The organism is Flavobacterium sp. HJSW_4, assembly GCF_042436695.1.
Taxonomy (GTDB): domain Bacteria; phylum Bacteroidota; class Bacteroidia; order Flavobacteriales; family Flavobacteriaceae; genus Flavobacterium.
The window spans coordinates 102,220-120,610 of the sequence record NZ_JBHNPP010000009.1 but is presented as its reverse complement, the minus strand read 5'-3'; the positions used below and the strand labels follow the sequence as shown (position 1 = coordinate 120,610).

Annotated in this window: 20 protein-coding genes; 12 read left to right on the top strand and 8 right to left on the bottom strand. The window is 34.4% G+C overall.

The window, feature by feature from the left end:
• Positions 1 to 126: 126 nt before the first annotated feature.
• Positions 127 to 603, top strand: coding sequence for a DinB family protein (locus ACE01P_RS10985; protein WP_379697409.1), 477 nt, complete (start codon positions 127 to 129; stop codon positions 601 to 603).
• Positions 604 to 680: 77 nt separating this feature from the next.
• Here the strand turns inward: ACE01P_RS10985 and ACE01P_RS10980 are convergent, their stop codons facing one another.
• Positions 681 to 1,361: a DinB family protein gene (locus tag ACE01P_RS10980; protein ID WP_379697408.1), complete on the bottom strand. Its 681-nt coding sequence runs from the start codon at positions 1,359 to 1,361 to the stop codon at positions 681 to 683.
• Between the two features lie 140 nt (positions 1,362 to 1,501).
• Here ACE01P_RS10980 and ACE01P_RS10975 point away from each other — a divergent pair, with 140 nt between their 5' ends.
• The 3 genes from ACE01P_RS10975 to ACE01P_RS10965 all read left to right on the top strand — a co-directional run bounded on the left by ACE01P_RS10975 (position 1,502) and on the right by ACE01P_RS10965 (position 4,311).
• A complete protein-coding gene (locus tag ACE01P_RS10975) occupies positions 1,502 to 2,488 on the top strand; it encodes a GlxA family transcriptional regulator (protein ID WP_379697405.1) in 987 nt (328 codons plus the stop codon).
• Positions 2,489 to 2,992: 504 nt separating this feature from the next.
• Positions 2,993 to 3,523 (top strand): RNA polymerase sigma factor, encoded by a 531-nt coding sequence (locus ACE01P_RS10970; RefSeq protein WP_243234835.1) that lies wholly within the window; start codon positions 2,993 to 2,995, stop codon positions 3,521 to 3,523.
• Entirely contained in the window at positions 3,523 to 4,311 is a 789-nt protein-coding gene (locus ACE01P_RS10965) for an anti-sigma factor domain-containing protein (protein WP_243234836.1), read from the top strand. The genes ACE01P_RS10970 and ACE01P_RS10965 overlap by 1 nt, the downstream gene beginning before the upstream one ends.
• A gap of 863 nt (positions 4,312 to 5,174) precedes the next feature.
• Here ACE01P_RS10965 and hemA read toward each other — a convergent pair.
• The 5 genes from hemA to ACE01P_RS10940 form a co-directional block, all read right to left on the bottom strand.
• Positions 5,175 to 6,479 carry a glutamyl-tRNA reductase gene (hemA, locus tag ACE01P_RS10960; protein WP_379697401.1) on the bottom strand — a complete coding sequence of 435 codons (1,305 nt, stop codon included), beginning with the start codon at positions 6,477 to 6,479 and terminating at the stop codon, positions 5,175 to 5,177.
• A gap of 253 nt (positions 6,480 to 6,732) precedes the next feature.
• On the bottom strand, positions 6,733 to 7,326 hold the full coding sequence (locus ACE01P_RS10955; RefSeq protein WP_142452369.1) for a hypothetical protein: 594 nt from the start codon (positions 7,324 to 7,326) through the stop codon (positions 6,733 to 6,735).
• Positions 7,327 to 7,347: 21 nt separating this feature from the next.
• Positions 7,348 to 7,782, bottom strand: coding sequence for a hypothetical protein (locus ACE01P_RS10950; RefSeq protein ID WP_142452370.1), 435 nt, complete (start codon positions 7,780 to 7,782; stop codon positions 7,348 to 7,350).
• 129 nt (positions 7,783 to 7,911) lie between these two features.
• Positions 7,912 to 8,751 carry a DUF5777 family beta-barrel protein gene (locus ACE01P_RS10945; RefSeq protein ID WP_379697399.1) on the bottom strand — a complete coding sequence of 280 codons (840 nt, stop codon included), beginning with the start codon at positions 8,749 to 8,751 and terminating at the stop codon, positions 7,912 to 7,914.
• A gap of 27 nt (positions 8,752 to 8,778) precedes the next feature.
• Positions 8,779 to 9,168: a hypothetical protein gene (locus ACE01P_RS10940; protein WP_379697396.1), complete on the bottom strand. Its 390-nt coding sequence runs from the start codon at positions 9,166 to 9,168 to the stop codon at positions 8,779 to 8,781.
• 171 nt (positions 9,169 to 9,339) lie between these two features.
• Here ACE01P_RS10940 and ACE01P_RS10935 point away from each other — a divergent pair, with 171 nt between their 5' ends.
• From ACE01P_RS10935 to ACE01P_RS10900, 8 genes are all read left to right on the top strand, one after another.
• Positions 9,340 to 9,708 (top strand): hypothetical protein, encoded by a 369-nt coding sequence (locus tag ACE01P_RS10935; RefSeq protein ID WP_184160480.1) that lies wholly within the window; start codon positions 9,340 to 9,342, stop codon positions 9,706 to 9,708.
• A 14-nt stretch (positions 9,709 to 9,722) separates the two neighbouring features.
• Positions 9,723 to 10,262: a YceI family protein gene (locus tag ACE01P_RS10930; RefSeq protein WP_379697394.1), complete on the top strand. Its 540-nt coding sequence runs from the start codon at positions 9,723 to 9,725 to the stop codon at positions 10,260 to 10,262.
• A 47-nt stretch (positions 10,263 to 10,309) separates the two neighbouring features.
• Positions 10,310 to 10,861, top strand: a complete 552-nt coding sequence (locus ACE01P_RS10925; RefSeq protein WP_379697391.1) for a YceI family protein — start codon at positions 10,310 to 10,312, stop codon at positions 10,859 to 10,861.
• A 47-nt stretch (positions 10,862 to 10,908) separates the two neighbouring features.
• Positions 10,909 to 11,793 (top strand): helix-turn-helix transcriptional regulator, encoded by an 885-nt coding sequence (locus ACE01P_RS10920; protein ID WP_379697388.1) that lies wholly within the window; start codon positions 10,909 to 10,911, stop codon positions 11,791 to 11,793.
• Between the two features lie 124 nt (positions 11,794 to 11,917).
• Positions 11,918 to 12,931, top strand: coding sequence for a ferrochelatase (gene hemH / locus ACE01P_RS10915; RefSeq protein ID WP_379697385.1), 1,014 nt, complete (start codon positions 11,918 to 11,920; stop codon positions 12,929 to 12,931).
• A 148-nt stretch (positions 12,932 to 13,079) separates the two neighbouring features.
• Entirely contained in the window at positions 13,080 to 13,634 is a 555-nt protein-coding gene (locus ACE01P_RS10910) for a fasciclin domain-containing protein (protein ID WP_379697383.1), read from the top strand.
• 1,268 nt (positions 13,635 to 14,902) lie between these two features.
• Entirely contained in the window at positions 14,903 to 15,358 is a 456-nt protein-coding gene (locus ACE01P_RS10905; RefSeq protein WP_379697380.1) for a VOC family protein, read from the top strand.
• A 556-nt stretch (positions 15,359 to 15,914) separates the two neighbouring features.
• Positions 15,915 to 16,259: a nuclear transport factor 2 family protein gene (locus ACE01P_RS10900; RefSeq protein WP_379697594.1), complete on the top strand. Its 345-nt coding sequence runs from the start codon at positions 15,915 to 15,917 to the stop codon at positions 16,257 to 16,259.
• Positions 16,260 to 16,567: 308 nt separating this feature from the next.
• On the opposite strand, the gene ACE01P_RS10895 is transcribed toward ACE01P_RS10900, so the two are convergent.
• The gene (locus tag ACE01P_RS10895) at positions 16,568 to 17,128 is read right to left on the bottom strand and encodes a GyrI-like domain-containing protein (RefSeq protein WP_379697378.1); all 561 of its coding nucleotides are present in this window, start codon (positions 17,126 to 17,128) and stop codon (positions 16,568 to 16,570) included.
• A 51-nt stretch (positions 17,129 to 17,179) separates the two neighbouring features.
• Positions 17,180 to 17,899 (bottom strand): helix-turn-helix transcriptional regulator, encoded by a 720-nt coding sequence (locus ACE01P_RS10890; protein WP_379697592.1) that lies wholly within the window; start codon positions 17,897 to 17,899, stop codon positions 17,180 to 17,182.
• Between the last annotated feature and the right edge of the window lie 492 nt (positions 17,900 to 18,391).

Here is an 18,391-nt window from a genome sequence, read left to right as displayed (position 1 = left end):
TTCATTTTATAATTATTCTAATTTTTAGTTTTATATTAGCTCAATAAAATATTTAACAATATTAATCCGAAAGAATATAGCAATAAGGTTTAGATTTAATTTTTTTCCTAATTAAAAAATCTGATTATGAGTATGAAGAAATATTTGATAGATACCTTTATCTATAATGATACTGCCAACAAAAAACTTCTTTTGAAAATCCTGCAGTTATCCGATAAAACCGGCGCGGTTAAACTTTTTAGCCACTTAATAAATTCTCAATATAAATGGATGGCAAGAATCTTACATGATCCAAAAGCAGCAGAAATGTCTTGGTGGGATCCTCTTTATTGCTTTGATGATTTAGAAAAACAATGGAATCAAAGTCTTGATTTATGGCTGAAATATATCGCATCGAAGACTGATGAAGAATTAAGTGATGAAGTCACATTCATTGGATTTGACAATACCAAATGGGCAGCAAGCCCTAAAGATATTGCCTTACAGTTAAATTATCATTCGATTCATCACAGGGCACAAATTCAAACGCTGATTCGCCAGCAGGGAATTGAACCCGACTTTCTGGATTACATAGGAACAAAGTATCGTAAATTAACCCCATAAAACAATTAAATTGTAAATTTAAATCATCACCAGACAAGGTGTCAATCCTAATTTAATCTGGCTTGGTTTCAGTATTATTATTTCTTTGGAAAATCAATATTAGATTTTATCTCCTCAATTTGCTGCGTATGCCTATTACTATGGGCCGAAATGAGCAGTATGAATTGATACGCATCATAGGTGCCGATAGGAAGCACAGCTACATGGTTTCGTAAGTCTCCTCTTGTGCTTTTAACAAAAGTGATCAATTTTTCGCGGTTCTCTTTAAAAGAAGCAAGCGCCTCAGCCATTGTTTTATGATTCGAATTTGCCGGTTCTAAAGCCTCGAATGTTTTTGATTTTTGCGAGCGATCTTCCACGGCCTTGATTAATTCCTGATCTGTAAATTTAATTCCTTGTCTTTTTTCGGGGTTTACTGGCTGCTTTAATGATTCTTCGATCATCGCCCAAAGTACTTTTTCTGCAGCAGCAATATGTTTAACACAATCTTCCACACTCCATTTCCCGGCAGCAGGCTTAAATGTTGATTGTTCCCCGTTCAGGCTTTTTACTGCATCAAAAACCCCTGATTCGGTTTCTTTTAAAAATTGAACAGCATAATCCCTTTCCTTAGCTGTAAGAAGATTTTTTTCAGTTTTAACAGGTGTTGTTGTCATAGTTGTCGCTTTTATTCGATTAGCATTTATTTGCTGGGCATTACATTTATAACCGCTAAGGCTGATAAAAGCCAGTATAAAAAAGGTAACTGTGTTTTTCATAAATTAAATATTTAGTTTTTTATAGGAACATTGAATAACAAATGTACTGTCCAAATTACGTTTTTAAAGGGTGTTATTCAGACAACATAATGGGTTGATTTGGACAGTATAAAGTTTTATCTTTACGCAAAGCAGTATTTATGAAAAACTTAACCATACTTGTTCCTGACGGCGAAAATAACCTGAGCAGCATTGTTGGCTCTTATAAAATTTTTACGCGTGCCAACAACTATCAGAAAGAAATCGGAAAAAAAGAAATATTTAACATTGAACTGGCAGGGATTTCAAGCGAAGTCGAGTTCTATGGCGGGTTGTTTACTGCTAGACCGCACAAAAATATAGCAGAAATCAGCAAAACCGACCTTGTTATTATACCATCGTTAAACCATAATTATCAGCAGGCTGTTAAAGTTAATGGCCAATTGATAGATTGGTTAGGGAAACAATATCGGTATGGTGCCAGCATTGCCAGTATATGTACCGGAGCTTACCTTTTGGCAGCATCAGGATTACTGGACGGTAAGAGTTGTTCTACCCATTGGTCGGCTGCAAATGAGTTAAAGAAGCGCTATCCTAAAGTCAATCTACAAACCGATCAACTGATCACAGATGAAAAGGGAATTTATACCAATGGCGGAGCTTATTCTTTCCTAAACCTTATCCTTTATCTGGTGGAGAAATATTACGACAGACAAACTGCCATTTTTTGTTCCAAGGTTTTCCAGATTGATATAGGCAGGCAAAATCAGTCAACTTTTATTATTTTCGAGGGACAAAAAACACATAGCGATGAACTGGTTAAAAAAGCACAGGTATATATGGAAAGCAAACCGGAAGAAAAGATCTCAATTGAACATCTGGCCGCCAGTCTTGCCATTGGCAGGCGCAACTTTGACCGTCGCTTTATAAAAGCTACTGGTAATACGCCAACAGAATATCTGCAAAGGATAAAAGTAGAAGCTGCAAAAAAATCTTTCGAAACAAGCCGCAGGACTATTAATGAAATTATGTACGAGGTGGGTTATTCAGACCTTAAAGCCTTCCGGGAAGTGTTTAGGAAAATTACAGGGCTGTCGCCATTAGAATATCGGAACAAATACAATAAAGATGTACTGCAAGGCGGATAACTCTAAATTCAACTAACTAAACTGGGTATGCTTCCTTTTTGCCACAAAAAGGTAATGTTGGCTGTCTGCTTCTAATAAATCATGAAAGAAATATCTTATTTAAAATCATTTGTGAAATCAAATATTTTTTTTCAGTGCCTAGCGGGGCATCCAAACCGAAATACTAAAAAATATAAAGACATCTTCTACTTCCAGTAAGGCCAATCTCATTTAGAAAATTATTCATCATCTCAATCATTAGTTGAATCTTAAGTTCTAATAAATGATATTAATAATTGCCGCTCGACAGAGGTTAAAAATTGACTTATTCCTGTTTATGGAAATAGAAAAAGCAACGGTGCAAGAGAAGAACATCCTCACAGCTTACCCCTCGAAAATTGGCATTTTGAAAGTGATACCCTTTATTTCTGCTTTTAGACTATTTACGTAAAAAATAAATTACCTTTATCCGGCATTACCACTTTATAAGAAATTAAAATTTATTTAAGCTTTAAATCCAATCCTATGAGCCAAGAAGAATTATTGGTATTAATCCGTAAAAAAGATGAAAGAGCTTTCACCCATCTCTACGATATGTACTCAAAAAGCTTATTTTCGGTCATAAATATTCTGGTGAAAAACCGGGAAGAAGCCGAAGATGTCCTGCAGGAAGTCTTTGTAAAAATCTGGAAGAACATCGATACATACAGCGAAAGCAAGGGCCGGTTCTACACCTGGATCCTTAATATTGCAAGAAATACATCTATTGACAAGCTGCGATCCAAAAATTTCAACAACACGCAAAAAAACCTTTCCTCGGATAATTTCGTAAATCTATTAGATGATAGCAACAAGCTCACAAACAGAATTGATTCTATAGGAATTCAGGAATTCGTAAAAAAACTGAAACCAAAATGTATCGAGATTATTGATCTGCTATTCTTTAAAGGATATACCCAGCAGGAAGCATCGGAAGAGCTTGCCATGCCGCTGGGCACTATCAAAACACAAAACAGAAACTGTATCAACGATTTAAGAAATTATTTAAAGATATAATGGAAGATAAGGAATATATTGAATCAGGCATTTTAGAACTTTACGTTTACGGCCTGCTGACAGAAAAAGAGAACCTGGAAATTGCCGAACTGGCCAGAAAAAACCCTGAGGTTGAAAGTGAAATCATTGCTATAGAAAAAGCTGTTTCAGCCTTATCATCAAGCTTCTCACCTTTCCATTCGGTTGCCAATTTCGAGAAAATAAAAGCGCGTTTAGAGCTTAAACATACTAAAGTTGTCGATATAAAACCAGCATCAAACCTGCCGCAATACTTCGGCTGGGCGGCTGCAGTATTATTATTGCTAGGTTTTGGATATCAGACTTTAGAATTGACAAAATCCAAACAGGCAGTCTCTGAGGCTGGAGGCGAAAAAAATAAAATTGAAAGAGAATATGCTTTTTTAGACCAGCAGAATAAACAGACTGAGAAAAATCTGAGCATTGTGAGAGACATTAAAAATACAAGCGTTACTCTGGGCGGACAATCAGTATCTCCGGCATCATTTGCAAAAGTGTACTGGAACAAAGAAACAAAAACGACTTATATCGACGCGGCAGGTCTGCCAAACCCTCCAAAAGGAATGGTTTACCAGGTTTGGTCTTTAAAACTAAGTCCGGTGCTTACACCGACAAGTATTGGTCTGCTGGATAATTTTGAAGAAAACTCTCAAAAAATCTTCGCTGTAAGCCAAACCGATTCAGCTGAAGCTTTTGGCATCACGCTGGAACCTGCAGGGGGAAGCCTTACACCTACAATGGAGCAGCTTTATACTTTAGGAAAAGTCTAATTCCATAAAAAGTCCTAACTAAAAAGCGCATATTGATACTATTCAATATGCACTTTTTGGGATTCAATACTGCACTCTGGCGGAACTTTAACCAAACCCCTTAGCCATAGTAAAAAAATCTAAAATCATCGTCAAATTTTGATTTGAATAGTTTCTCATGATAATAGTTTAAATTTGTGTAGCCAAAGTAGAATTTTAAAGCATTCTTTCAATAATTAGATACTTTCGACTGATACTTTATTTAATTAAAAAATTTAAGCTTAACGTTTTTTAGCGTTTAACCCTCGAGGATGTTTATAAACTGTTTTTGACCAACAATTTCAAATAGTAATCTTCCAAATTCACTTGAAAAATAAGATAAATTGAAACTTAGCGTAAGTTAAAAGTTAACAGGATTCGAACGCCAAAAATAGAATAGACCCATACTCTTTTTATTTAAATTTCTATTTAATTGAAATAATGAAAACCCATTAAATCGTTAACTATTTATCATTTATTGAATTTTCCACTCTCATTATCTTATTATCAATTATTGCTCAGCTGGGGCAGAAAATTAGTTTACTACTCAAGCTGGCACGCCGGCCTGCCTTTTTTATAATATGGATCAATGATCTCATATTATTTATAGTAAACAAGGTAACGATAAAATTAATTAATAATCATGTAATTATCACCAAATTAATTAGTCTAACTTTACCAAATGAGGAATTGATTACTCCCATGCAGAATTAAGTAAACATTTTTTGGAAGATTATGTTTATGGACAAGCCCGTCGCAGCGTACAGCGCAGCTGACGGGTTCTATTTTTGTATCGCTTGTTTCAGAACTTTGCTATAGATCTGAAAATGAAGCTGATTAAGCATTTATGACAGATTGATTTTGTATTTTTTTTCTATTGGTGAAGAAGCCTTATTCGGTGCAAGCTGTCCTATCTGAAATACTTTTTCAATAAATTCAATACTTTGATCTACTGAAGTATTTTCATTTTTTAAGTGGGATGCAAAATGGTTTGTTAATTTTTGAATAATCCTTGAACTGATTAAATCCATCTGTGCATCATCAAAATGGGTTGTTTTCTTTTTTTGAAAAGCAAATTCTGCTGATACAATATCATTTAGCTTGGATTTTAAGGCATGAATAGTCGGAGCACATTTTCGGCCGTTCACCCAGGTATTCAGTTCTAATTTCAGATCATCAATAATGGCTTCTGCAGCAGGAATATGCTGTTTTCTCTTTTCCAGCGTGTCATCAGTAATTTGAGATAAATCATCCAGATGTATCAAAGTTACACCGGGGATTTCTTCTACATTGGTATCTACATTGCGAGGGATGGATAAATCCAAGATCAATAAGGGTTTCTGTAAAGCAAGCAATGTTTTGTCAATAGTCGGATTTTGTGCTCCTGTAGCTACAACCAGCACATCGGCCTGCTGCAGTTCCTGTTTTAAATCAGCATAATCTTTTACAATAACATTCAGCTTGCCAGCCAGTAATTCGGCTTTGTTTTTTGTTCTGTTTATAAGGGCAATATGGCTGTTTTTAGTATGTTTTACTAAGTTTTCGCACGTATTTCTTCCTATTTTCCCCGTTCCGAATAACAAAATATTTTTGTTTCCAATATCCGCCACATTTCGGATAATATACTGCACTGATGCAAAAGAAACTGAAGTTGCACCAGAAGAAATTTTCGTCTCCGTTTTAACTTTTTTGCTCGCCTGAATAACTGTATTTACCAACCGGTCCAGAAATGTATTGACCAAACCTTCCCGTTTACTATTGTTAAAGGCGGTTTTAATCTGGCTGATGATTTCAAAATCACCCAGAATCTGACTGTCTAAACCTGTTCCTACCCGAAACATGTGGCTGACAGCTTCTTCATTCTTATATATATAAGCAGCCTGCCGAAATTCTTCTACAGATCCATTGCTATTTTCGCAAAGCAGTTTGATGAGCTCATAAGGATGATGGGCAAAACCATAAATTTCAGTTCTATTGCAGGTAGAAGTAACTATTAATGATTCTATACCTTCCGCTTTGGCCTGCATCAATAAATCAGATTGCGCTTTAGTATCTAAACTAAATTTTCCTCTAATTGCTGCATCTGCTTTCTTATAGCTTAACCCTAATGCGTAAAAAGTAGTGGATCTGGACATATTAAAATTTTCCATATTTATGATCTGCTTAAAAAGTTCAAAAAAATATTACTAACTAATTTATATATAACAACGCCAGAAGGATTTAATATATCGCTGTGGAATAAATGGATTCAAATTGGCAATTTTATATAATTCATGCCATTATACAAGAAATCAGAGTTTCAAAATACTTATATACTGATTGTATAATATTAAGAGTCCGGCACTGCAAATAGTAATGAAATATAAAACGCTGCCTTAATAAGGCAGCGTTTTGAGAAGAAAATTATTTTTGAACTATAGGAGTTCTCAATGATTCCAATACAGCAACGATATCAGTATAAAGCTCTGTATTTGAAGCAACACCGTTTGCATTGGCAGCAGCCCCTACATACCCTTCGAATTTTGTATAATCCGCACTGCTGGATTTTGTTCCCATACGAGGATTTTTTGCAGGATCATGAGCAGCAACCATGTTCAAACCAGAATATGTATTTACAGCATTGGTGCCTCCCGTGTTAAATGAAAAGAAATCAGTCAGATTATCTGATAATTTAGCAATATTAGTAGACTGGGTAGTTCCAGTTTCTGCCAACAAAGGGGCAAAATGTGCCTGCAGGTTTCCTGCAGCATTCGATTGAACGTCAGCAACAATTAATCCTATAGCTGAATTTACGACTTTTCGGAAACTCAAACGTCCCTGCTCGATCATCTGACCTGAATTATCCGGATCGGCAACCATTTTAGTCCCGCCTAAGCGTTCATAGATTGATGCCTTTACAGGAGGTGCTGGGGTTTCGTCGTCATTACTGCTGCAGGAAATCATAGCTGCAGATGCAGCAAGTAATACACTAAGTGTAAGTTTTGAATAAATTTTCATAAATTTAAAGGTATTAAAGGGTTAATTAAAAAAACGATTTATCTTTTGAGACAGTCTATAGCTCAAACTATTTTGATTCATGGGGCAGACTTCTTTGTTTGCTAAATTGGCTGGTAAAATATAACGCTGGGCATCATAACGTCCTTTAGCCATCAACTCGTTGAAAACTTTCTCAGAGTTTGTAATTTTATTATTGTGGAAGTACACCACAACATTTCTTTTAACGATGATAGAGTCTGATGTCAGGCCTTTTATGCTTCTCAGGTCGGCACAGATTTTTCTGGCCTGCAGAGAATCAATATCTGATTTAAAATCGATTCTGCTTACCTGAAGATTTGGGGTGTCATAAACGGGCGGTTTGGCCGTTATAATGTGAAAAAGCAAAATCGCGACAAACAGTACAAATATTCCGCTCAGAATTAAAAGTCCTTTTTTGATTATTTTATTAGTCTTCATAATTTTTTATGGTTTTAAAATTATCTACGTGTACTTCAGAGCTGCGGTTTTAGAAATAGTTGCAAATCGATCAATTTAGAATCATTTTAAATACAGAAATTACCTAATAATTTAATTATAAAGCAGATACTAGAAAACTCTGGCAAGATTAAATCCAAAAAATATATCTCCTTTTGTCCAGTCTCCTGTTGTTCTTCCAAGATATCCAGCTTCATCAATTGCTTGAGAGCTGGTAAAATGCATTTGAAAAACATGCCCGCCGGTTTCTAAATCAAAACCTATAGACAGCGGATTTTTATAAAGAGAATTTGGTGCTCTGTTTAAATGCGCCGCATAATCCATATTTAAAGACCAGCGTTTAGCGAATTTATATCTACCTCCAAACCCCACGGCATATTGAGTATTGCTTTGGTCTACGTCTTCAACAAAATTTTGATGAAAGAATGACGGCACAATTTCTAAAGACAGCTTTTCAGAAAATTTTCTGGAAATCAGCAGCTGCGCAACATAAGTAAGCCTGTCTTTAAATTGAAGTTTCGGATACAGACTTTCTTTTAATGTGTTATTAATAGACAAACTATTAAATCCGGCGATAGTAACAGGGAAACCGTCTTTTATTTGAGGAAACAGCATATATTTTGTTGCAAAGTCATAAGCAAATTCACTTCGGGCTGCACTTACATTAAGTCCATTTGTTACACCGTAAATAAATTTAATCTGCGTATTGGCATTATCGAGTCCATAAAAACCTTCAAAACCATCTTTAATAGAGCCGAATCGGTGTGCAACAACAAAATACAAATCGCCTTTTGCGGCCAATTTTGTAGATTCGAGATTAACGATTTTTAAGGCTTTGAATGCAGATGTCACTTTTTCTTTTGCAGAAGGAGTTTCTACTCCAGACAATAAATCGGTTTGGGAGAAGGTTAACAGCGGAAATATAAAAAATAATAGAATAAAGTTTTTCATGAGGTTAGTTTTAAATTGTTATTTGTATTAGTGTACAACTGAAGATTGGTCTATTTTAAATTCCTGGAGCAATTCGTCATATCCTAAAAAACGCCCTTTAATTTTTAGGGTTTTTCCAGATATAATATTTTGCGGCAAACGGTTTTTGAATGTCACAAATACTTTTTCGCTCATAACAATTCCATTACTGGCTTTATCAATACTTGTTACTCTTGCAGATAGTTCAATTGTTTTGTCCTGATATTTGATGTAAGCCAGACTGTCGTTTGAAGTAAACTCTCTTTCCAGTTCGTTAACCGTTAGGGCATAATCGGCAGTTTCTGATTCTATATTTCTATGCCCTTTGTAGATGTAGAGGTACGCTGAAATTCCGATTATTATAAAAAGGAAAATTGTAATTAGTATTTTTTTTCTCATAACTGGTTTTTAGTATTTCAAATTATCTACGTTAAAAAATACCTATTGGATTTAAATCATTAAATATGCCTCTTGCCAAATCTGTATTATTCTTTTCAACGTATATAATTTTGAAATGCCTGATGATCCTTAAAAAAATCATGCATTTATTTATAACTAAAAACCAATCTTATGAATTTAAAAACCCTTCTGGCCATCTCATCATTAGCTTCAATTTTTGTAAGTTGTGCCAACGATGATCCAAGTACTTTAATTGACTCTACACCAATTAATGGTTTGGCAACATACAACCAAAATGTAAAATCTATTATTGATAATAACTGTGTTGTATGCCATGCGGCAGTTCCTAAAAATGGAGCGCCGATGTCTTTAGTTACTTATGAACAGGTTAAAAATGCAGTTTTAAATCGAGGATTGCTTACACGAATTTCTTTAGAAAATGGAGATAGCTCCTTAATGCCACAGGGTGGCCCAAGATTGCCTCAAGCGACTATTGACATTATAAATAAATGGAATCAGGATGGATTATTAGAAAAATAATCTATAACAAGAACATGAAGAAAATCATAATAATGCCAATGCTATTGGCTTCTTTTATTGTTTTTTCACAAGAAAAAATAGTAACCAAATCTGCAACAATAACTCTGGAAGCTTCAGTACCTTCTTTTCAGCCGGTTGCAGGGACTAACAGCAATGTAACTTTTGTTTTGAATCCCGCAACTGGAGAAGTAGCAAGTCTGGCTTTAATGAAAGGATTTGAATTTGAAATGGCATTGATGGAAGAACATTTTAATGAAAATTACATGGAAACCGATAAATATCCAAAAGCTATTTTTAGAGGGCAAATAGAAGGATTCGACATTAAAAATCTAACTGAAGATTATAAAGATTATATCATAAAAGGAAAATTAGAAGTACATGGAAAATCCAAGGATATAAGTGCCGATGCAAAAATTACAAGATCGGGTTCCAGAATCACCCTTATATCTGATTTTGAAATAAATGCAAGTGATTTTAACATTCCAATTCCAGCGCTTATTAAATATAAACTGGATAATAAAGTCAAAATTCAAATTATTGCAGTTTTAAAATAAGACTGCGCAAAAGTAGAATGATTTTATAAAAAAATAAAGGCGAAATAATGAAAAAAACAATACTTATTGCAATGCTGTGTGTTTGCGCCATTGGCGTATCACAAGAAAAAATGGTCAGTAAATCGGCAAAAGTTACTTTTGAAGCTTCCGTTCCTTCTTTTGAAGAAGTTAAAGCAGTAAATCGGAATGTTACTTTTGTTTTGAATCCAGCAACAGGAGACATTGCAAGTTTAGCCCTGATGAAAGGTTTCCAGTTTAAGGTTGCTTTAATGGAAGAACACTTTAATGAAAATTACATCGAAAGTGACCAATATCCAAAAGCCGTATTTAAAGGAAAAATAGAAGGATTTGATCTTCAAAGTTTAAGCGCAGATGCTAAGGATTTTATCATTAAAGGCAAATTAGAACTTCACGGTAAATCCAGGGATATAAATACAGCTGCAAAGATAAGCAGATCACCATCAGGTGTCAGCATTTCATGTAATTTCAGCGTAAATGCCAGTGATTTTAATATTGAAATCCCAAATTTGGTTAAAAGCAAGCTTTCCAATAAAATAAATATCCAGGTTGTCGCAGTCTTAGGTACAAAAAGACAATAACCTCCTAAACACTATCTTGAAAAGTCAGTAATTTTTATATCAAAAAAATGGAGGAAGAAATACAAATTGAGGACGGTCTTACCCTTATTCGTTTCCAGAACGACAGTTCAGAATCTTTTTTTGCACAGCACGAAATTAGTGCTGGCCTGTTACAGTTTCATTTCGGACTAAAAGGCAATGCATTGTTTTTGTCCAATCATGATCATTGTGCTTTAGAATTGAAAGAGGAAAAATCCCTTATTTTGTGCAATCTGCAGAAACAGTCATTGCTTCATTTAGAGCTTTCTCCAAATTCATGGGTGATTTCAGTTATTGTTTCGATTGAGAAATTTCATTCATTATTTTCTGTTGAAGCAGATTATATTACTATTTTAAGCCCCGATAATAAGAAAAAAAAGGATTATACCGAAGGGAACATTAGTCCTTCGATGGCTATTGTTTTGAGACAGTTGTTTCATTACAGCCTTCATCCCTCCCTAAAGAACCTTTATTATAAAGGAAAAGGATACGAATTGTTGAGTTTGTATTTCAATAAAATGGAAGATTCAAACGCAGGACAATGTCCATTTTTGATCGATGAAGATAACGTCCTGAAAATCAGAAAAGCCAGAGAAATCATTATCGCCAATATGGCCGAACCACCAGGATTACAGCAATTGGCAGATGAAATTGGACTGAACATGAAAAAATTAAAAATAGGTTTCAAACAAATTTACGGAGATACCGTTTATGGTTTTCTGTTTGATTACAAAATGGATTTCGCCAGAAAACTGCTTGACAGCGGTTCCTACAATGTAAATGAAGTGGGGCTTAAAATAGGTTACAGCACCGGAAGCCACTTTATTGCGGGATTCAAGAAAAAATTTTCCACAACTCCAAAGAAATACCTGATGTCTGTTAATACCAAATTTAAAACAGCGTCGATTTTGTAAATTACAGCATAAATAAAATTGATTTTTCCTTTTTCTAAAAGGCAGCCAATACTATTTTTAGCATCAATTTAAACAACAAATACTTAAAGCCTGAAGCTTAAAGTAAAAAGCCAAAAAAAAAAAAATGAAAGGTGTATTATTAGTAAATTTAGGATCTCCCGAAAGCCCGACACCAAAAGATGTAAAGCCCTATTTAGATGAATTTTTAATGGATAAATATGTGATCGATGTTCCGTATTTACTAAGAGCTTTATTAGTCCGAGGTATCATCTTAAGAAAAAGACCCAAAGAATCGGCACATGCTTATGCAAAAATCTGGTGGGATGAAGGTTCGCCTTTAGTTGTTCTTTCTGAAAGAATGCAGAAAAAAGTTCAGCCTCTGGTAAACGTTCCGGTTTCTTTGGCAATGCGTTACGGAAGTATGACTATTGAAAAAGGACTGCAGGAACTGCACGATAAAGGTGTAACCAAAGTGATGCTTTTTCCTCTGTATCCGCAATACGCAATGGCTTCAACATTGACTATTTTGGTAAAAGCAGAAGAAATCCGTAAAAAGAAATTTCCACAAATGAGTTTTACCGATGTTCCTGCGTTTTATAACAAACCCGATTACATCAAGAATTTAGCCGATTCAATTCAGAAACACTTAGTTGGTTTTGATTACGATCATTTGTTATTCTCGTATCACGGAATCCCGGAACGTCACATCCGCAAAACAGATGTAACCAAATCCCATTGCAAAATTGATGGCTCTTGCTGCAACACGCCTTCGGCTGCGCATGATTTTTGTTACCGTCATCAATGCTATGAAACAACCAAACAAGTTGTAAAATTATTAGGTCTTCCTGAAGACAAATACAGTCTTACTTTTCAATCGCGATTAGCTGGAGATAAATGGCTGGAGCCTTATACTGATATTGAAATTGATAAAATGCCGGCAAAAGGAATTAAAAATCTGGCTGTTGTAACACCTGCTTTCGTTTCGGATTGTTTAGAAACGCTCGAAGAAATCGCCATGCGCGCCAAAGAAGATTTTGAGAAAAATGGAGGAGAAAATTTCCTGGCTATTCCCTGTTTGAATGACGACCAGAAGTGGTGCCAGACTGTTAGCAGCTGGATTAATGAGTGGGCTGAATAATGCTATAATAGCAATAGGGAATATTGGAGTTTTCATTATTAATATATCAATTCGCCCCTTGTATTCATTTTAATTTATTTTTTTACCTCTTTTAAAACCAAAAAGAATATTAAAGCGTAAATGACTTTATAACTTAAAAAAAGTAATTATGAAAACTAGAAAATTTTTAGCAGCAACAATCCTGGCATTAGGATTTGGATTGACATCATTTGCACAAAAAACAGTAATGGTTGGTGGAGCAGCTATGTATCCTAATAAAAATATTATAGAAAATGCGGTAAACTCAAAGGATCATACCACCTTGGTAGCAGCAGTAAAAGCAGCAGGATTAGTTGAAACTTTACAAGGTAAAGGTCCATTTACTGTTTTTGCACCAACAAATGAAGCATTTAGTAAATTGCCGGCTGGAACTGTTGAAACATTATTGAAACCTGAGAATATTAAATCATTACAAACTATATTGACATATCATGTAGTGGCCGGTAAAATGAATAGTTCTGATATTGCAAAAGCAATAAAAGCTGGTAAAGGAAAAGCTTCTTTAAAAACAGGTAGCGGCGGAACTCTAACTGCCTGGATGGATGGAAAAGATTTGTACATTAGTGACGAGAGTGGCAATAAAGCTAAAGTTACAATTTCAGATGTAAATCAATCTAATGGTGTCATACATGTAGTGGATACAGTACTGCTTCCAAAAATGTAGTTTGCTGAAAATAAATTACAATTAAGCCCTGAAATTTCAGGGCTTTTTATATAATTACTATGCGACAAAATAGTAATATTCAGTTGTATAAGAGATTTTGATTACCATTTTATTGCCAACTCAAAACTTTAAATGTAAGGAATTGATATCTTTTTTTTACAAAAAATTAAGGCTGTCTCTTTTTATTTTGGGTAAAATAATACATAAAACTAAATATATTTCTGCTTCAATCCCCAACAGGACATCTAAACCAAAATACTGAAGACATAGAAAGACAGCCTCTACTTCCAGTATGCCAATCTCTTTAAATCCTCCATAAAATGGTTTGTAATCTGTCCTTTAGGGGTCCCCCGACAGGACATACAAATCGATTATTTTTTATAACTAAGTACTAGTTAAACAGTAAAAAACGAATAAAAAGAGTCAGTTTAGAAATGGACTTAAATTAAGATAATTCAATATTATTAATTACATATCCAGAAATTAAATTTCCATATTGTAATCACCCAATCTCTAAAAAAGAATTTTTTCCTCTTGAGTTTTCGTTTTCAAATCTTGAAATAATGTAATCATATTTAAAACTGTAAATATGTTTAACGAAAAGTTCAATCTGAAAAATCTGTGTAAGTGACAATTCCATTTAACCGTAAATATTAAGTATTTTTGGTATATTTGTAGTACAAAAAAGAATAATACTACTTTCAGTTATTCGTTAGCGTTTTAATTTTTGTGCATGATTTATTGAAATAGTAAAATTGAATTTGGGTGCAGAATCGGTGCATTAGGTTCAAGACATTTACAAATACGTAGCAAAGACGGGATCTAAACACATAAAGTTCGAATCCTGCTCTCCCCACAAAAAGGGTAAAAGAAGCCGAAACGAAAGTTTTTCAATCTTTTCAAAAACCCATAAAAAACGTGGTAAAGCCTGCAAATCGTGAGATTCGCAGGCTTTTTTGCTTTACTGCAGTTTTCATATCTTTTAAAAACGCCCAAAATGTTTGTGGCAATATCGTGGCACATTGATATTTGGAAAATTAAAAATCCAGCTGATACATAGTCTAACTAGCTTAGGTTCGAATCTTATACAACTCCGAATACTCCAGCGGCCCACTGGTTTCTGGCTTTCTTTTTCCTTTTTTTCTAGCCCAAAACAGCTTTTGTGTATGAAGAAAATTAAAATCTTCCTTTTAGCAATGAAATCCATTCAAAATTGTATTTTCGTTTTAGAGATGAGCACAAAGACAATTCAAAATAAGACATAGACAATGGAACTTAAATTCAGCCACATCGATATCTTGGTAAAAGACCTTGAGACAGCCTGCGATTACTACAATAAAATTTTCAATGCCCAGATATCAAAGACGTTTACATGGGAAAGAGAGGAGCTGCGCGTTATTTATGCGGTTGTAAGGATCGGAACAGAACATTTCATGCTGGTACAGCCTTTCTCAGGAAATCTTAAAAATCTGCTGGATGCCAAAGGGGAAGGAACCATTTACAGGCACTGCTACTCTACCCCGGACATTGAAAAAGCTTTTGACGAATTGAGAGCCAATGGCCTGCAGCCTGAAGATGAAAACGGAAAACCCATTGTAAAGGAAGACCTGAATTCCCCAAGCGGGGTGCGCATCATCTGGCTTCCAAAACGTTTTGGCGAATTTTCAATTGAAATACTCGAGGACCAGAGTTTAAAAGAATTTATGCAGAAAGCCTTTCAGTAAAAAAAATGTTTGTTTTACTGAAAAGCTTTTAACCTTACCTTTTTTGTTTAACCTGCATCCACGGGTATCCGTACCGCGGGTCGGCCACTGCCAACGGCACGAGCTGTTGCAAACCAATTCAATTTTATAATCTCCAACAGGACATCCCAACCAGATTCTTAAGGCCAGCGAAAGACAGCGTTACATCAAAATAAAATTAGCCATTCAGGCCAACTTGAGTATATAGTGCCAAATTGCATATTTTAGAGCTTTAATTCTAAATCTGTACATCTTACAAGAATGTTAACCTTTTTGTAAAACCATCAGACCGCAGACCGCTTCAAATCCATATTTGCACCTGATGGAATATTGACTGCTTTTATTAATTTCAATTCTTGAAAATCTGAGCCTTCTAATTATTTACATTTGCTTGATGAAACCATGAATTATATGAGTCAGTATTGATGCCATTTTACAGCTGGTATAAATTAGCTGCAGGTCATTACAGAGAACAACCGTTAAAAATTAAACCAAAATAGTTATGAACGAAAATGTAGAAAGAATTATCTAAAATTATATAGAAGGCTACAACGAGTTTGATGTTGAAAAAATGACCCATGATTTTAACGATGAAATCGTTTTTCAGAATCTACAGGATGGAAAAGTTAATATGACAATAAACGGAATTGCTGATTTAAAAGAACAAGCCGAGCAAGCAAAATCATATTTTGAAACCAGGAAACAAAAAATAACGGCAATTAATCATCATAATGACCAAACAGAAATTGAGATTGACTATATAGCTGTTTTAGCAATTGACTTTCCAAATGGCTTGAAAAAAGGAGAGAAACTCGAATTGAAAGGGACATCAGTTTTTACATTTCAGGACAGCAAAATCATTAAGCTGACAGATAAAAGCTGAGAAAACATACAGATGGCAAATTGATAATCTAATGGATTAATTTAGTATTGAATTGAACAAAAAATTAGCAAATTTGATAATTTCTGAATGCTGTGAAAAGAAATGAAACACCAGCGAAAACAACGAACCGCCAGCAAGAGTTTTGCAGTATGGCGAAACTGCAAAACTCAACAGGATTTGTTCGTTTCAACTTTTTTACAAAATTGAAGATTTGTTCTTCGATTGCCCAAAAACTCAATCTTTTCTTAATCCTTTCTCCTATTAACAATTGATGCCCATCTGTTGCAAACAGCTGATTTATCGCCGTTTTATCCTTTTACAGATATGAAAGTTTCTACCTCCGCTTTATCTCCATCATAATATTTTTGTCCGTGAATAGTAAAGTCTGATTTGTAGGCACGTTTTAAGTTTAGTTCCTTATTTCCCCATATTTCTAACCAAGTATTGAAAACAGCTTCCGGCATTTTACCTTTGGAAACAATTTTTTGATATACCGCCGTTTCAATTGTTATGCCCACAAATCCTTTGGGAATATTTTCTAATGAACTTACCGGCAATCCTACAATGGTGGTATAAGCTCCTGTAAAGTCAGTTTCATAATCAGTATAAACAGCATAAATATCATCACTTACTTTATTCGGGATTTGTTTTTGAATTTCTTCACCCCAAAACCTGCCCCACAATGCTTCAATGTTCTTTGCTGATTGTCCATTTTCATTAGTTGTTCTTGTTGAAATTCCGATTAGGTAAAATTTTTTAATGTTTTGATTGTCCATTGTTTTTAATGTATTGGTTTGTATTTGAGATTGAGCGGTAAGTGAGCATAGTAATAATGCAAGAAGAATTAAATTGTGAAAGTTGTTTTTCATTATTATTTTATTTTGATTAAGCTGCAAAGTTAAAATGCTCTTGTGACAGCCCTATGTCAAGGGTGTCAAACATTTTTTTCTGCAGGTATCAAAATATTCCTCAAAGGTCATTTTATGAGGTTCAAATGTGTGGCTTTGCACCAGCAAACTTTCAATTCTGTCTAAACGAAATGCTCTATAATCATTTCTCAATCTGCAAAGTGCAATGAGCAGCCAATTTTCTTGTGAAGTATAAATTGCAAAAGGTTCTACGGTTCTTTCTGTCGTCTGATTATTGTCTGGGGAAAAATATTTTATTTTGACAAGATTAAAATTTGTCAATGCCAATTGAAGAGTTGATAAGTTATTGCTTGTACGATTGCTGTCGGTATTTTGTCCTGATATAATGCGGTTGGAAAGCAAATTAGCTTTGTCTTTCGTGTTGTTTCGCAGTACAGATTTTATCTTGCTGATAGCTTCCGAATATTCTTTTACTAATGAAGCATCCTTATTTTTAAGTATCAATTGTTCAGCTGTGATCAAAGCATTAGCCTCGCTTTCGGAAAACATTACTGGCGGAATTCTGTAACCGTCCATTAAAGTGTAACCCTTTCCGTCTTCTGTCAGAATGGGAACGCCTGCTTGTTCCAATGCTTTAATGTCTCTATAAATTGTTCTGTTGCTAACCGAAAATTTGTTTGCCAGCTCCGAAGCCGTCAAAAGTCGTTTTGTTTGCAGTTGTGTTAGAATTGCAGTCAGTCGTGAAAGTCGTTTTGTATCGTTATTGTCCATTTTTCTGTCTGACTGTTGATGTTTGTAGAGTGTCGTTTGAGGCATTATGCCTAACTTGTAAATATGTCTTATAAAATCCGACTTATCTCCCCTAAAGTGGATCCGTATGTCTGACAAATATCAGTGTCAATTTATTTTCAAAAATAGGATATTTACTTAACAATATTCAAACGAACTTATATTTGTTGAATCCTTTAATACATATGTAAGTACAATTTAAATAGTATAAACTTTATGTAAACCTAATTCTTGTTTAGACTATAATTAATTCTAGTTTCTGAGAATAAAATAAGAACTAAATAAGCAGACTTGTATTCCACTAATTCAATATTATAAAATGACTAAGATCAAATTTCAACATGGAAATCAATATAAATTAATATTTATTTTATTTAAATCGTCCACAAAATGGTTCGAGAATTGTCCCGTTAAGGCTACAAAGAAAAAGCTTCAAATTTCTCTGAAGCTTTTTTGTTTTATTTTATTTCAATT

Coding starts and splice junctions, on each gene's coding strand:
- ACE01P_RS10985 (WP_379697409.1), top strand. CDS start 127: ATGAGTATGAAGAAATATTTGATAGATACCTTTATCTATAATGATACT.
- ACE01P_RS10980 (WP_379697408.1), bottom strand. CDS start 1,361: ATGAAAAACACAGTTACCTTTTTTATACTGGCTTTTATCAGCCTTAGC.
- ACE01P_RS10975 (WP_379697405.1), top strand. CDS start 1,502: ATGAAAAACTTAACCATACTTGTTCCTGACGGCGAAAATAACCTGAGC.
- ACE01P_RS10970 (WP_243234835.1), top strand. CDS start 2,993: ATGAGCCAAGAAGAATTATTGGTATTAATCCGTAAAAAAGATGAAAGA.
- ACE01P_RS10965 (WP_243234836.1), top strand. CDS start 3,523: ATGGAAGATAAGGAATATATTGAATCAGGCATTTTAGAACTTTACGTT.
- hemA (WP_379697401.1), bottom strand. CDS start 6,479: ATGGAAAATTTTAATATGTCCAGATCCACTACTTTTTACGCATTAGGG.
- ACE01P_RS10955 (WP_142452369.1), bottom strand. CDS start 7,326: ATGAAAATTTATTCAAAACTTACACTTAGTGTATTACTTGCTGCATCT.
- ACE01P_RS10950 (WP_142452370.1), bottom strand. CDS start 7,782: ATGAAGACTAATAAAATAATCAAAAAAGGACTTTTAATTCTGAGCGGA.
- ACE01P_RS10945 (WP_379697399.1), bottom strand. CDS start 8,751: ATGAAAAACTTTATTCTATTATTTTTTATATTTCCGCTGTTAACCTTC.
- ACE01P_RS10940 (WP_379697396.1), bottom strand. CDS start 9,168: ATGAGAAAAAAAATACTAATTACAATTTTCCTTTTTATAATAATCGGA.
- ACE01P_RS10935 (WP_184160480.1), top strand. CDS start 9,340: ATGAATTTAAAAACCCTTCTGGCCATCTCATCATTAGCTTCAATTTTT.
- ACE01P_RS10930 (WP_379697394.1), top strand. CDS start 9,723: ATGAAGAAAATCATAATAATGCCAATGCTATTGGCTTCTTTTATTGTT.
- ACE01P_RS10925 (WP_379697391.1), top strand. CDS start 10,310: ATGAAAAAAACAATACTTATTGCAATGCTGTGTGTTTGCGCCATTGGC.
- ACE01P_RS10920 (WP_379697388.1), top strand. CDS start 10,909: ATGGAGGAAGAAATACAAATTGAGGACGGTCTTACCCTTATTCGTTTC.
- hemH (WP_379697385.1), top strand. CDS start 11,918: ATGAAAGGTGTATTATTAGTAAATTTAGGATCTCCCGAAAGCCCGACA.
- ACE01P_RS10910 (WP_379697383.1), top strand. CDS start 13,080: ATGAAAACTAGAAAATTTTTAGCAGCAACAATCCTGGCATTAGGATTT.
- ACE01P_RS10905 (WP_379697380.1), top strand. CDS start 14,903: ATGGAACTTAAATTCAGCCACATCGATATCTTGGTAAAAGACCTTGAG.
- ACE01P_RS10895 (WP_379697378.1), bottom strand. CDS start 17,128: ATGAAAAACAACTTTCACAATTTAATTCTTCTTGCATTATTACTATGC.
- ACE01P_RS10890 (WP_379697592.1), bottom strand. CDS start 17,899: ATGGACAATAACGATACAAAACGACTTTCACGACTGACTGCAATTCTA.